We start from the raw sequence: 13,397 nt of genomic DNA, 5'->3' as shown, positions 1-13,397 counted from the left end.
AGTAGTATCAGGAGGTATTTATGGGCACTTTTATTTTAAAGCGAATGTTCTCGATCGTTCCGGTTTTTCTTTTGGCAGCACTTGTGACAACCGGAATGATTCATCTTTCACCGGTAGATCCGGCTGAAGCTTATTTAACTGCGGCCCATATTCAACCAACTGATGAACTCTTGGAACAAAAAAGACAAGAGTTTGGCTTAGATCAGCCATTTTTCATTCAATATGTAAATTCTATTATAAAGATATGCCAGCTTGATTTTGGCATATCTTATGTTTCGAATAAGCCTGTTTGGGATGAGGTCATCACTCGAATTCCAGCTACTATTCAGTTAGCACTGGGCAGTATTTTAATAGCGATCCTTGTTAGTGTTCCTCTTGGCTTTCTTGCTGGAATAAAGAAAAATAGTATGATAGATCACTTTAGTCGATTTCTTTCCTTTATAGGGGCTTCCATCCCCTCTTTTTGGCTTGGATATCTTTTTATTTTTTTCTTTTCTGTAAAGCTCGATCTATTTCCAGTTGAAGGAACCGGAACATGGCAGCATCTTGTTCTACCTTCAGTAACCCTGGCTCTTCCGTTAATTGCGATTTACACAAGATTGTTACGTGCTAGTGTGCTTGAAAATATGAATGAGCCTTATGTGCTTTATGCGAGAACAAGGGGAATTAAAGAAAAAACAATTATGGCGAAGCATGTGTTAAGGATTGCGATTTCGCCGATGATTACCGGGTTAGGAATGAATCTTGGAAAACTTTTAACAGGTACCATTATCGTTGAAGCTGTTTTTTCTTGGCCTGGCTTTGGTCGTTATTTTATTGAAGCGATTTTTAATCGTGATATACCAGTTATTCAGTGCTATGTGTTGATTGGAGCAAGTTTGTTTATTATTAGTAATTTACTAGTAGATGTGATTCAAATGGTGATAGATCCGCGCATTTCCAGGAAAGTAGGCTACAAGCAATGATAAGAAGAATACGCCAAATTTTCATCAGTCAAAAAATAATTCCGATCTGCTCGATTATTTTAGGTATTCTTTTCTTCATTGCTATATTTGCTCCTTGGATTGCACCTAATGATCCAATCGCAGTTAACATAGTGAATAAATTACAGCCTCCATCATGGGAATATCCTTTAGGGACGGATCAGCTAGGAAGATGTAATTTATCAAGAATATTATATGGTGCCCGTATATCACTAGGATTTGCCATTTTAATTTTTATCTCATCTATTCTAATTGGTTTGATCGTCGGGACCTTTTCAGGATATAAAGGCGGCTGGATTGATCACGTTTTAATGAGGTTTTGTGATGGAGTGATGGCTTTTCCAAACTTGATCCTTGTTCTTGGCCTTGTAGGTATTTTTGGACCTGGGCTAACACAAGTCATTATCGCCATTATGCTTGTGCAATGGGTTTATTATGCACGGATGTTCCGGGGGATGGTCCTAAGCTTAAAGGAGCAGAACTTTATTGCTGCTGCAAAGGTGAGTGGATCTTCTCAATGGAAAATTATTAAAAATCATATTGTTCCAAACGTCCTTCCACCGCTTGTTGTGATGGGAACATTAGAAATGGGCTGGGCGATAATGGATATATCGGCCATGTCGTTTCTCGGATTGGGCGTTCAGGCTCCTACACCAGAGTGGGGTGCAATGATTCATGAAGGAAAGTCGTACATACGAACGAATCCTGAATTAATGCTCTATCCGGGCTTGTTCATTATGGTAGTCATCATTACATTCAATTTATTAGGCGAAGCATTGTCAGAGCGTTACGGTGTAAAACGTAGATTTTAACAAAGGATGAGAAGGTTGGAAACAGAACAGTCAAATGTGCTACAGGTCAAAGATTTACATGTAAAGGTAAAAACGAAAAATAGTGAGGTTTCTCTAGTTCAAGATCTTAATTTTGAATTAAAGCGTGGAAGTGTTCTTGGTCTTGTTGGAGAAAGTGGATGCGGTAAAACCGTTACAAGTATGTCCATCCTTCAGCTTCTTGACAGAAAAACATCAACAATTGAAGGGAGCATAACATTACAAGGTCGTGAATTGAACGGTTTGGGTGACAAAGATATGCGGAAGATACGTGGCAAGGATATCGCGTTTATTATGCAAAAACACCTGTTTTTACCATTGGTCATCAATTTGTTGAAACGATTCGCTCTCATACAAATTTTAATAAAAAACAAGCAATAGAGCTTGCGATCGAAGCAATGAACTCTGTGAATCTACCTGACCCTGCAAAACTGCTAAAATCCTATCCTTTTCAATTAAGCGGAGGTATGCTTCAGCGTGTGATGATTGCCATTGCAGCTTGTACCCATCCAGCTGTTATTATTGCCGATGAACCAACTACTGCACTTGATGTGAAAAATCAAAAAACAGTATTACATCATTTAGATGCGATTCGCTCTAAATATGGCTCGGCTATTCTTTTGATTTCCCATGATCTGGGGGTTATCTCAGAAATGGCAGATGACGTAGCGGTCATGCAAAATGGTAAAATCGTTGAAAAAGCAGATGTGTTTCAGCTATTTGATGAGCCGCAGCATGAATATACAAAGAAACTATTGCATGCACGACCACTACTACATGTAAAGGAAACTGTCATTTGAGATTGAGGGGGAGAAAAATGAGTTTATTACAAGTAAATAACGTAACTCATAGCTACGGATCTCAATCCTTTTTTAAGTGGAAAGACCGTTCGAAAAAGATTCTTTCCGATATTTCCTTTTCTATTGAAGAAGGAACCTGTTTAGGAATGCTTGGTTCAAGCGGGGCTGGTAAAAGTACTTTAGGTAAAGTGATACTTGGATTAGAACAACCACAAAAAGGTGAAATTCTTTTTCAAGGCCATGATCTTTATAACGTTGATAAGCGTACTCTTCATAAAATTCGCCGTGATCTTCAAGTAGTATTCCAGGATTCCTACTCTTCCGTTAATCCTCGACTGACGGCAGAACGCATTATTGCCGAGCCTTTAGAAAACTATGAAAAGCTAACGGTGAATGAACAAAAGCGAACGATTATTGAGTTGCTGGAAAGAGTAGGTCTAAGCGAAAAGGACCTAAAAAAATACCCGAACCAATTTAGCGGTGGCCAATTACAAAGAATCAACATCGCAAGAGCCATCTCCCTAAAGCCTAGCTTGATCGTATTAGACGAATCTGTCAGCAGTCTTGATATGGTGAATCAAACACTTGTTTTAGAATTACTAAAAGAGCTAAAGAAAGACTTTGGCTTATCTTACTTCTTTATTACACACGACATAAAAGCCGCTTATGAAATTAGCGATAAAATTGGCTTGCTAGAAAAAGGAGAATTAGTAGAACTCTACCACGACAAAACTCAATTCTTCACCTCAAACCACCCCGTCGCAAAAGAAATGAGAAACTCTATCCTTGCCGAGCACCCACGAAACCGCACAGTAAGGGACAGCGGCTCGTTTGGTGACAAAGGGACAGGTCCCGCGTATAAGATCCTATGACAAAGAAGGGACGGAGGGACAGGTTCCTTGACCCGCGAATAGGAATGTACGGATCGGGATTTGTACAAAGAAGGAGTGTCCACTATTTGGACACTCCTTTTTATGTGCCATTTGTATGGTGTGTAAACATGTTTTAGCCGACAAAACTCGGGGGGTGACAGGCACCACCAACCCAAAGTACCTAGTCCTGTTCGACAAAACTCGGGAAGTGACAGGCACCACAAAAAAGTGGGACAAGGAACCTGTCCCCACATCACCCCTCATACAACTCCAACGGCAGGCCATCAGGATCTTTAAAAAATGTATATTTCTTGCCGGTAAATGGATCGATTCGAATTTCTTCGACTTCTACATCTTTTCCTATGAGCTCATTAACAGCCTCATCAATATTGTCCACTTCAAAAGCGAGGTGTCGTAATCCTGCTGCTTCGGGCTGATTTGGTCTGCCAGGGGTATCTGGGAAAGAAAATAGCTCAATTTGATAGGTGTCATGAACAATCAAATCTAATTTATACGACTTCCGTTCTTCGCGATAAACTTCCGATATAACAGGAAATCCAAGGACCTCTGTGTAAAACTTCTTTGATTTATCATAATCAGAACAAATAATCGCAACATGGTGGATTTTATTGATTTTCATATTTTAACTTCTCTCCCTAAATATGTAATAAAGTCACTGTTTTTCACAAATCATATTATAATGAACTATATTTAGTCAATTTGCTTTTGACGCTTATTGTGACCTATACTATAATTATAATGTTATGCATGAAAATTGAGGTGAACATGTGTGTTAGATCGTTTACAATCGGTAGAAGACCGTTATGAAAAGTTAAATCAGCTTTTAATGGATCCAGATATTATTAATGATTCAAAAAAGCTACGTGAATATTCAAAAGAACAATCAGATCTACAAGAAACTGTGGAGGCTTACCGCGAATACAAAGAAGTCCGTGAGCAAATTTCTGATACAAAATCAATGCTTGAAGAGAAGCTTGATGCAGAAATGCGTGAAATGGCGAAGGAAGAGCTTTCCGAGTTAGAAGAACGTGAAGAAGAATTAACAGCTCGTCTTAAGCTTTTACTTGTTCCAAAAGATCCTAATGATGATAAAAACGTTATTATGGAGATCCGTGGAGCAGCGGGTGGTGATGAGGCTGCATTGTTTGCGTCTGATTTATACCGTATGTACAGCCGTTTTGCTGAGATGCAAGGCTGGAAAACAGAAGTAATGGAAGCAAACGCAACAGGTACCGGTGGTTATAAAGAAATTATCTTTATGATCAATGGTAAAGGTGCTTATTCAAAGTTGAAATTTGAAAACGGTGCCCACCGTGTACAACGTGTTCCTGAAACAGAATCAGGTGGTCGTATTCATACTTCAACTGCGACAGTTGCTGTTTTACCAGAAGCTGAAGAAGTAGAAGTGGAGATCCATGAAAAAGATATTCGTGTTGATACATTTGCATCAAGTGGTCCAGGAGGACAAAGTGTTAATACAACAATGTCAGCTGTTCGTTTAACACACTTACCAACTGGTACAGTTGTATCGTGTCAGGATGAAAAATCACAAATCAAAAACAAAGAAAAAGCGATGAAGGTACTTCGTGCTCGTGTTTATGATAAATTCCAACAAGAAGCACAAGCTGAGTACGATCAAAACCGTAAGCTTGCGGTTGGTACTGGTGACCGTTCAGAGCGTATTCGAACATATAACTTCCCGCAAAACCGTGTAACAGACCACCGAATCGGTTTAACGATTCAAAAGCTTGATCAAATCTTAGAAGGTAAGCTTGATGAAGTCGTGGAAGCACTTATCGTTGAAGATCAATCAAGCCGCCTTGAAGCTGCGGAAGATTAAAATAAACATGAAATTTGTGTACGAAGCCCTAAATTGGGCTTCTTCTTTTTTAAAGGAAGCGGGAAGAGATGAAAATGCAGGAGAATTATTGCTGCGCCACCATCTAGAGATGGAGCGGGCAACATTATTGTCTAATTTGAGACTGGTCCTCTCAGAAAAGCAAATCCACGCATTTCAAGCTGATGTGAAAAAACATGCAGAAGGACAGCCTGTTCAATACTTAATCGGATATGAAGAGTTTTATGGCAGACGTTTTCTTGTTAATAAAGAGGTGTTAATACCAAGGCCGGAAACAGAGGAGCTTGTTGAAGGGATTTTACAAAGAGCCTCTCAGCATTTTGAGGGGGAGCAAAAACTAAATGTCGTCGATGTTGGGACAGGTAGCGGTGCAATAGCCATTACATTGGCTCTTGAAAACCCGAATTTCCGTATCTCAGCTGTTGATATTGCAGAGGAATCTCTTCAAGTAGCACAGCAAAACAGCAGAGAACTACATGCTGAAGTCGAGTGGCTTCACGGAGATTTACTAGAACCTGTTAAAAATAAAATCGATATCTTAGTATCAAATCCACCTTATATTCCAGATTGGGAAATCGAAACACTATCACCTGTTGTGAAGGATCATGAACCAATGCGGGCATTAGCTGGTGGCGAAGATGGCTTGGATTTTTATAAAAGATTGATCATTGACATGCAAAGCCTGCTAAATCCAAAAGCATTAATTGCGTTTGAAATTGGAGCAGGACAGGGGAAGGATGTTAAGGCTCTTCTTGAACAAGCACTTTCGACAAAGGCCAAAGTAGAAGTTGTTTACGATATTAATGGTAAAGATCGCATGGTATTTGCAACAATTTAAAGAATAGAACCCTTGGTAAAACAGGGCTCTATTCTTTTTTAAAAACTATAAAACTATTTTTTTAAAAATATAGTTTAAGAATCTCTCACGCTGACTATACTGTCTACTACAAGGGAGGCGTGAGGAAATGAAAAAACAACAATTAGCACTTATATATATATTCTTATTATTCTTTGGAGCAATAGCAAATGTTTATAAAGAGCCGGTGGAAGCTAGCACACAGGAACCGGTAGTGATACCAGATGAAGCGATTCGCTTACGAATTCTAGCAAATAGTAATTCTGATGAAGATCAAGAGTTAAAGAGAAAAGTTCGCGATGAAGTAAACAAGGAAATCACAGAGTGGGTTGCAGAATTAACTTCAGTAGAAGCAGCTGAAGAGTTAATAGAATCAAGACTACCGGAAATCGAAAACATCGTTGCACGTGTACTAAAAGAAGAAAACATGGAGCAAGAGTATACAGTAGATTTTGATCATGATGTAAGCTTTCCAACAAAGCTTTATGGTAACTTCATTTATCCAGCAGGTGAATACGAAGCAATCTTAATTAGCCTTGGTGAAGCAAAAGGCGCTAACTGGTGGTGTGTCCTATTCCCGCCACTATGCTTCCTAGACTTCTCAAACGGAGAAGCCGTACAAGCTGAAGAAACAGAAAAAACAAACGAAGCAAGCAAAACAACAGAAGAAGTCGCATCACTAGTTGTCGACGAAGAAGAAGACAAGCAAGAAGTAGAAGTGAAATTCTTTTTGGTTGAGTGGTTTGAAGGGTTGTTTTCGTGAAGGGTGCCTGTCACTCCCCGAAGTTTGTCGAATACAAAAAGCCGGAGTGATAATCACTCCGGCTTTTTTGATCGATTTATTCTACTGTTACTTCAACTTGAATTTCTTCATCTGCTTCAACTGTTTCTTCTTCCACAGCTGTTGCGTGAACAGCAGAGTTTGCATGTGCATGTAATTTTGCCATGTTACTAGCGTGTTCGTTTGCTTTTGCTGCTGCTTTATTTTTGCTAGAAGTATTTACTTCAACAGTTTTACTAGCTTCATCTTCAGTAGTTTCTATCGTTGCTTCTTCAGTTGTAGCTTCTTCTACAGTCGTTTCGCTATCTTCGTTAACGTTCGTAGACTCTTCCGTACCTTCTTCAGTTGAACCCTCTTCTACAATTGTCTCGTTTTCTTCGTTAACATCTGTAGACTCTTCCGTACCTTCTTCAGTTGTGCCCTCTTCTACAGTTGTTTCACGATCTTCATTAACGTCAGTAGCTTCTTCTGCATCTGCATCAGTCGCAGCATCTTCTTCTACAGTCGTTTCACTTTCTTCGTTAACATCTGTACCTTCTTCAGTTGCATCAGTTTCTACAGTAGATTCACTATCTTCATTAACATCAGTAGCTTCTTCAGTTGTTTCTTCAGAAGTATTCTCTTCTACATCTGTTGCCACTTCTTCTTCAGCTACAGCGTGAACAGCAGCATTTTTATTTGCATGCAATTTTGCATTGTCACTAGAATTCTCATATGCTTGTGAGTTTGCTTTGTTTGCTGCAGATTTATTTTGCTTTTCTGTTTCTTCAACAACTTCTGTTTGTTCCGCTTCAGTTACTTCAGGTTGTACTTCTGCCTCCATTTTTTGAGCTTTTACTTTCGTTTTTCCGTGTACAGCTGAATTTGCAGCAGCATGTTCTTTTGCTGTTGCATTAGCTTTAACACTAGCCTGTGATTTGCCAGCTTTCACTTCAACTTTTTTAGCTTCCACAACTTTTACCGTTTTTACTGCTTTAGCATCCTTCGGTCCTGCTGCTTCACTAATTTGACCTCCAGCAAAAATTCCTACTGAAACAATTCCTGCTAATACCGCTGTTTTTACCACATTCATTTTTAACATATCATTCTCTCCTTTTTCTATTAAAAAATGTATTTACAATAGTTTTAGAAAAAAGGAGTATCTTGTGGTGGCGGCGATGGAGGTGCATGATCCCATTGATTGCGGAACTGGAGCTGCTTAGAAATAAGTGGCTGAACCCGCTTAACGATCAAGTACGCTTCTGCATTTACTATGAATTTATCAAATGTACTATTTGCATTTGATCCTTTGCTCGTTCTGTCCTTTGATGATCCTTCAGAAGATTTCTGAGAAACAGAAGAGTGAGGGTTGATTGCCTTAATTGGAACATTGTTTTCCTTTTTAATAGGGAGTTCATCTTCCTTCTTAGGTTCCACATTCACTTCTTCTTTACTAGTGTCGGCAGGTTTAACGTCATCACCTTTTTCGGATGCTTTTGATGTAGTCTCTTTAACAGAGTGTGTAGTAGTAACAACAGTCTGTGAAGGAGATTTCACTTCAATTTCGGCCTTCTTTTCAGTAGCAGAGGATTTCTTTTCTGTCTGTTCTGAAGGCTGGTTGCTGTTAACCGTTTTTTCCTTTTCTTCTTTCACTTTATTAACAGCTTGTTTTGCCTTATCACTTGCCTTCTCAGGAAGCTGCTTAGTGTTGCTCGTTTTATCACTAGCTTTCTCAGGAAGGGGCTTTGCTTTACTAGCTTTTTCACTTGCCTGAGCCGGAAGCGTTTTCTCAACCTTGTTCTGTACAGGTTTTTCCGGTTTCGCTTGTGGTGATGGAGTAGGTTTGGAAATTTCCTTTTTTACCGTGTCCACTTTTTGTTGAGCATTTTGAGCATTCTTATTCTCAGCCTGACCGTTATCCTTAGCAAAAGTATCATCAGGAAAAGCAAAGGCTACAAAACTGACCAAAGCAACAAATAATAAATGACGGAATTGCATGATTTCACCACCTTTCCGTTGAAAAATGCACCATATATACTCTTCGTGTAGATGTGTAGGAATATGTAGGTAGTGCCTGTCACTTCCCGAAGTTTGTCGAAGAAAATCTATGAATAAATCTAGCTTTCTCCTCATAGAGTTTAGTAGAGAAAACAAAATGGGGTGAAAGTATGTTATTTCAGTTAAAAATAGCAGAGGAAAAGGATCTTGGTAGATTAACAGATTTTATTGAGAAAGCAGGACTTAGTTCAGAAGGTTTGGATAGTATAATAGATTATTTTGTGATGTTGGAGGATGGTAATCATGAGGTTGTGGCCTGTATTGGGGTGGAACCGCTGAATACTCATGGATTGCTGCGTTCTCTCGTTGTTTCGGACAAGCTAAAGCAGGCACATATTGTGACACTTTTTCAAAGCATTCAAACGTTAGCAGAGAAAAAGGGAATTGAGAATTTATACCTTGTGACAAACAAAGAAGCATCTGTACATTTTCTAGCATTAATGGGCTTTAGCCAAATCGAATCAGATGTGATTCCGGATGAAATGTTAACCTTAGATCATATGAGTGGTTCACTTGAAGATCCAAATGCAAAGATTATGGTGAAATCCTCTTAATTTTCTAATATCCACATAGTTATTCACAATAATAACAGCCTTATCCACAAATTGTGGATAAGGCTTGTTTTATTGTGAGTCTTCTTTTATACTTTCTAGAGTTAAACCTCTACATTTAGGCAAGAAATGTAGGTGAAAGTACGGATTTTAAGGGAGTTAATAGAAAATGAACACGAATCTTTGGACTGTGGATGACTTAACTGACTTATCCACTAGTTATCCACAAATTACACAGGCAGCTAAAATGTTAAAAGAAAACGAGGTTGTTGCCTTTCCTACCGAGACTGTTTATGGACTTGGAGCAAATGCGTGCTCTGATGAAGCGGTCCGTAAAATATTTGAAGCAAAGGGGCGCCCAAGTGATAATCCATTGATTGTCCATATTGCTTCACAAGAAAAGCTGAACGATATTGTACAGGATATCCCTGACTATGCAAATCTGTTGATCAAGGAATTTTGGCCGGGCCCGTTAACATTAGTTTTGAGAAAAAAAGGAGAGCTCTTATCAGACTTCGTTACAGCGGGGCTTGATACGGTTGGAGTGAGAATGCCCGATCACCCAATTGCCTTAGCGTTAATAAAAGAGGCAGATGTCCCAGTCGCGGCACCAAGTGCAAATCGATCAGGAAAGCCAAGTCCAACCCAAGCTTCGCATGTATACCATGATCTTAAAGGTAGAATCAGTGGGATTGTTGATGGGGGGCCAACTGGAGTTGGTGTTGAATCAACGGTTGTGGATTGTACCTCAACCATTCCAACGATCTTAAGACCTGGTGGAGTAACGAAGGAGCAATTGGAAACAGTTGTTGGTGAAGTGAGTGTGGACCAGGCATTACTTGAAGAAGGTCATGCACCAAAGTCTCCCGGCATGAAATACACACATTATGCTCCAAACGCACCTGTTATTGTCGTTGATGGAAGTCGTCCGTTTTTACAAACTCTTATCAACCAATATGAAAAGAACGGTAAAAAAGTAGGTGTGTTAACAACAGAGGAAGGGAAAACTGAGCTTCAGGCTGCAAAGGTAATAGCATGCGGAACACGGGAAGACCTCCAAACTGTAGCAGCTAATCTTTATGATGTGTTAAGAAAATTTGACCAAGAAGAAGATGTTGATCTTATTTTAAGTGAAAGTTTTCCACAGGCCGGTGTTGGTGAAGCCATTATGAATAGGCTTTTAAAAGCAGCTGGAAACCAAGTTATTGTAGAAGAATAATCAAGCTCCTTAATACTATGTTCTAATCAGAATCGGGTGCGCATAAGGTTAATTAGGCGTGTCCGAGGAGGGGGAAAATGAACATAGAATCAATATTGGGAGAACTCGTTACATTATTTATTATGGCACTGGCACTAGGTATGGACGCTTTTTCGGTCGGCCTTGGCATGGGCTTAATTAGGCTGCGAATGCGGCAGATTTTTTACATAGGAATCACAATCGGCGTTTTTCATATATGGATGCCACTTGTCGGGATGTTAATTGGCCGTCTACTAAGTGATACGTTTGGAACAATTGCTACTTTATTAGGCGTTACTCTACTTATTTTATTAGGTATTCAGATGATATTTGCATCGTTTAAAAAAGATGATGAGCCGCTCATTACACCCGTAGGATTCGGTTTAATTGTTTTTGCCTTAAGTGTCAGTTTAGATAGCTTTTCAGTTGGTTTAAGCTTAGGAATCTACGGGGCCAAAACCTTTCTAACAGTCATGATGTTCGGAGTTGTTAGTATGGTGTTAACGTGGATTGGGTTATTGGTTGGCAAGCGTGTCCAAAATTGGTTAGGTGCCTATAGTGAAGCGCTTGGTGGAAGTATTCTGCTTGCGTTTGGTTTAAAGCTTTTATTTCCTTTTTAATTTCTCAAAGGTTCAAATCATTTATGGTTTGATCCTTTTTTAAAATACATAAAACCTGAAAGTGAATGGTGAACAAATATGGTTGAATTTTTCTCTCTTTATATGACAACTCTTAAACAACATCGAACAATTCGAGTATATGTACCAAAGCATTATGATAAGGGTGAAAAACGTTATCCTGTGTTGTACATGCATGACGGTCAGAATGTATTTCGTGATGACGAAGCGATTGGTGGCGTTTCATTAGGGCTCGAACATTATCTTAATAAAAAGGATTATGAGTTAATCGTGGTGGCGATTGATCAAAACCCTGAGGAGCGCATGAATGAATATTGCCCTTGGGAAATTGGTGAATATAGCAGGAAGCATTTTGGACAGGTTGATTTACCAGGAGGTAAGGGGAAGGATTATGTTGATTTTATTATCAATGACCTTATGCCGTTTATTAATGAAAAATACCGGACGTTAAGCGATCAAAACTCAATAGCTGGTATTTCGCTTGGAGGATTAATATCAGTTTACGCAGCATGTAGTTATCCACAGGTTTTCCACAAAGTTGCTGCAATCTCCTCAGCTTTTTTACGAAATCAGGAAGAAATCGAAAAATACATTCAGCATTCAAGTATATCAGATGTAAAAGGCATTTATATGGATTGTGGAGACAGTGAAACAAATGATGAAATGAAAAATAAAGAATTTGTATCATCAAACAAAAGGGTTTATCAATTACTGAATAACAAAGTGCCGAATGTGAAATTTAATATTATTCCTGAAGGGCGTCATCACTATGAGGATTTTAAAAAAAGGGTGCCGTCTTTACTTGAATTTATAAAGTAACAAAGAGGTGAGCACACCTCTTTGTTTTAACTTGAAACTTGCAAAAATGTTTTTTCGTACGAAGATCTAATTTCTTCAATGTTCAAATGGTTCCCAATTAAAATCATAATTGGTTTTTGACTAGTTGTTCCCTCTACTTTATCCACCGCAAGCTTTTTTGAAGCAAATTGGAACGAGTAAAGAGCAGAGTCACCTTTAAATTGAATGATCCCTTTCCCACGTAACACGTCGTTAGGCAGTTCTTTTAGCCACTTCTCGAATTCCTTTTTCTCCACAATAGGCAAATCTTCCAGCTTAATCGCCTTAATGGCAGCATGATTTACATGATCGTGAGAATGGTCATGATCGCAGTTAGAAGAACAGCCACATGTTTTAGGTTCTTGGGATAACTTCAATGTTCTAATTCTTGTTTGAAGAAGCACATCTGCTGGAACCTCACCAAAGCTAGATTGCACAACAGGAACATCATGGGTGATTAGCTTGTTTATTTGTAAATTGATTTTTTCCAGCTTTTTATCTGAAACAAGATCTGTTTTATTTAAAATAATGAGTGAAGCACTTGTAATTTGTTCTTTTAATAACGTACGAATTTTCTTTGAGCTAGAAAAAATACTTTGATAGTCAAGGTAATTGCTAGCATCAACTAAACTAATAATCGAAAGTAGAGAGAATCTATCAATATATTCCGGAGTGGCTAAAGCCTCCACAATTTCATTCGGATTTGCTACACCAGTTCCTTCAATAAGTAACACATCAACAGGATTTTCCACAAATTGATTCAAGGTCATCTTTAAGTCATCCTGAATCGAACAGCAAATACAGCCGTTAAGAAGCTCGTACATTTTTTCATCTTCAAAAAGATGATTTTCTACATTTGTATCGCCAAGCTCGTTTAAAATAATGCCGAGCTTTTGGTCACGTTTTTTACATTCATCTACAATTCTCTTCAGAACAGTAGTTTTTCCGCTTCCTAAAAAACCGCTTAGTATATAGACTTCAACAGGCTTGTTCATCAAATCCCTCCATTTAGTAGGAAACATAACGATTCAATTTCTTTCATCATATTTTATTCTAGTACCTTCGACAACGTTATAGCAGAAATTTACAAAAACTT

14 protein-coding genes and 1 pseudogene are annotated in these 13,397 nt (G+C 38.7%); 11 read left to right on the top strand and 4 right to left on the bottom strand.

Annotated elements, in window-relative coordinates:
• The first annotated feature begins 20 nt into the window (after positions 1-20).
• The 4 genes and pseudogenes from nikB to nikE all read left to right on the top strand — a co-directional run bounded on the left by nikB (position 21) and on the right by nikE (position 3,485).
• Positions 21-965 (top strand): nickel ABC transporter permease subunit NikB, encoded by a 945-nt coding sequence (nikB, locus tag LPC09_RS24345; RefSeq protein WP_231308647.1) that lies wholly within the window; start codon positions 21-23, stop codon positions 963-965.
• Positions 962-1,795 carry a nickel ABC transporter permease subunit NikC gene (gene nikC, locus LPC09_RS24340; RefSeq protein ID WP_098795434.1) on the top strand — a complete coding sequence of 278 codons (834 nt, stop codon included), beginning with the start codon at positions 962-964 and terminating at the stop codon, positions 1,793-1,795. Before nikB ends, nikC begins: the two co-directional genes overlap by 4 nt.
• Positions 1,796-1,810: 15 nt before the next feature.
• A pseudogene (locus tag LPC09_RS24335) lies at positions 1,811-2,613 on the top strand (ABC transporter ATP-binding protein).
• Positions 2,614-2,630: 17 nt separating this feature from the next.
• A complete protein-coding gene (gene nikE, locus LPC09_RS24330; RefSeq protein ID WP_098795436.1) occupies positions 2,631-3,485 on the top strand; it encodes a nickel import ATP-binding protein NikE in 855 nt (284 codons plus the stop codon).
• 253 nt (positions 3,486-3,738) lie between these two features.
• Here the strand turns inward: nikE and gloA2 are convergent, their stop codons facing one another.
• Positions 3,739-4,125 (bottom strand): SMU1112c/YaeR family gloxylase I-like metalloprotein, encoded by a 387-nt coding sequence (gloA2, locus tag LPC09_RS24325; protein WP_098795437.1) that lies wholly within the window; start codon positions 4,123-4,125, stop codon positions 3,739-3,741.
• A 150-nt stretch (positions 4,126-4,275) separates the two neighbouring features.
• Here gloA2 and prfA point away from each other — a divergent pair, with 150 nt between their 5' ends.
• The 3 genes from prfA to spoIIR all read left to right on the top strand — a co-directional run bounded on the left by prfA (position 4,276) and on the right by spoIIR (position 6,983).
• Positions 4,276-5,346: a peptide chain release factor 1 gene (gene prfA / locus LPC09_RS24320; RefSeq protein ID WP_098795438.1), complete on the top strand. Its 1,071-nt coding sequence runs from the start codon at positions 4,276-4,278 to the stop codon at positions 5,344-5,346.
• A gap of 7 nt (positions 5,347-5,353) precedes the next feature.
• The gene (prmC, locus tag LPC09_RS24315; RefSeq protein WP_231308646.1) at positions 5,354-6,202 is read left to right on the top strand and encodes a peptide chain release factor N(5)-glutamine methyltransferase; all 849 of its coding nucleotides are present in this window, start codon (positions 5,354-5,356) and stop codon (positions 6,200-6,202) included.
• 127 nt (positions 6,203-6,329) lie between these two features.
• The gene (spoIIR, locus tag LPC09_RS24310; RefSeq protein WP_231308645.1) at positions 6,330-6,983 is read left to right on the top strand and encodes a stage II sporulation protein R; all 654 of its coding nucleotides are present in this window, start codon (positions 6,330-6,332) and stop codon (positions 6,981-6,983) included.
• Positions 6,984-7,059: 76 nt separating this feature from the next.
• Here spoIIR and LPC09_RS24305 read toward each other — a convergent pair whose 3' ends face one another.
• Complete coding sequence (locus tag LPC09_RS24305) at positions 7,060-8,082, bottom strand: hypothetical protein (protein ID WP_231308644.1); 1,023 nt, start codon at positions 8,080-8,082, stop codon at positions 7,060-7,062.
• Positions 8,083-8,126: 44 nt separating this feature from the next.
• Complete coding sequence (locus LPC09_RS24300) at positions 8,127-8,978, bottom strand: hypothetical protein (RefSeq protein WP_231308643.1); 852 nt, start codon at positions 8,976-8,978, stop codon at positions 8,127-8,129.
• A gap of 170 nt (positions 8,979-9,148) precedes the next feature.
• Here LPC09_RS24300 and LPC09_RS24295 point away from each other — a divergent pair, with 170 nt between their 5' ends.
• From LPC09_RS24295 to LPC09_RS24280, 4 genes are all read left to right on the top strand, one after another.
• A complete protein-coding gene (locus tag LPC09_RS24295; protein ID WP_231308642.1) occupies positions 9,149-9,592 on the top strand; it encodes a GNAT family N-acetyltransferase in 444 nt (147 codons plus the stop codon).
• A gap of 166 nt (positions 9,593-9,758) precedes the next feature.
• Complete coding sequence (locus tag LPC09_RS24290; protein WP_231308641.1) at positions 9,759-10,808, top strand: L-threonylcarbamoyladenylate synthase; 1,050 nt, start codon at positions 9,759-9,761, stop codon at positions 10,806-10,808.
• Between the two features lie 77 nt (positions 10,809-10,885).
• Positions 10,886-11,446, top strand: coding sequence for a manganese efflux pump MntP (locus LPC09_RS24285; protein ID WP_231308640.1), 561 nt, complete (start codon positions 10,886-10,888; stop codon positions 11,444-11,446).
• A gap of 78 nt (positions 11,447-11,524) precedes the next feature.
• Complete coding sequence (locus LPC09_RS24280; RefSeq protein WP_231308639.1) at positions 11,525-12,283, top strand: alpha/beta hydrolase; 759 nt, start codon at positions 11,525-11,527, stop codon at positions 12,281-12,283.
• Positions 12,284-12,309: 26 nt separating this feature from the next.
• Here the strand turns inward: LPC09_RS24280 and LPC09_RS24275 are convergent, their stop codons facing one another.
• Complete coding sequence (locus tag LPC09_RS24275; protein WP_231308638.1) at positions 12,310-13,296, bottom strand: CobW family GTP-binding protein; 987 nt, start codon at positions 13,294-13,296, stop codon at positions 12,310-12,312.
• Positions 13,297-13,397 lie beyond the last annotated feature (101 nt).

The organism is Metabacillus sp. B2-18, from assembly GCF_021117275.1.
Lineage (GTDB): Bacteria > Bacillota > Bacilli > Bacillales > Bacillaceae > Metabacillus.
This window is presented reverse-complemented; position numbering and strand designations above follow the sequence as displayed.

Coding starts and splice junctions, on each gene's coding strand:
- nikB (WP_231308647.1), top strand. CDS start 21: ATGGGCACTTTTATTTTAAAGCGAATGTTCTCGATCGTTCCGGTTTTT.
- LPC09_RS24295 (WP_231308642.1), top strand. CDS start 9,149: ATGTTATTTCAGTTAAAAATAGCAGAGGAAAAGGATCTTGGTAGATTA.
- spoIIR (WP_231308645.1), top strand. CDS start 6,330: ATGAAAAAACAACAATTAGCACTTATATATATATTCTTATTATTCTTT.
- LPC09_RS24290 (WP_231308641.1), top strand. CDS start 9,759: ATGAACACGAATCTTTGGACTGTGGATGACTTAACTGACTTATCCACT.
- nikC (WP_098795434.1), top strand. CDS start 962: ATGATAAGAAGAATACGCCAAATTTTCATCAGTCAAAAAATAATTCCG.
- LPC09_RS24280 (WP_231308639.1), top strand. CDS start 11,525: ATGGTTGAATTTTTCTCTCTTTATATGACAACTCTTAAACAACATCGA.
- LPC09_RS24300 (WP_231308643.1), bottom strand. CDS start 8,978: ATGCAATTCCGTCATTTATTATTTGTTGCTTTGGTCAGTTTTGTAGCC.
- prmC (WP_231308646.1), top strand. CDS start 5,354: ATGAAATTTGTGTACGAAGCCCTAAATTGGGCTTCTTCTTTTTTAAAG.
- LPC09_RS24285 (WP_231308640.1), top strand. CDS start 10,886: ATGAACATAGAATCAATATTGGGAGAACTCGTTACATTATTTATTATG.
- LPC09_RS24305 (WP_231308644.1), bottom strand. CDS start 8,082: ATGTTAAAAATGAATGTGGTAAAAACAGCGGTATTAGCAGGAATTGTT.
- LPC09_RS24275 (WP_231308638.1), bottom strand. CDS start 13,296: ATGAACAAGCCTGTTGAAGTCTATATACTAAGCGGTTTTTTAGGAAGC.
- nikE (WP_098795436.1), top strand. CDS start 2,631: ATGAGTTTATTACAAGTAAATAACGTAACTCATAGCTACGGATCTCAA.
- gloA2 (WP_098795437.1), bottom strand. CDS start 4,125: ATGAAAATCAATAAAATCCACCATGTTGCGATTATTTGTTCTGATTAT.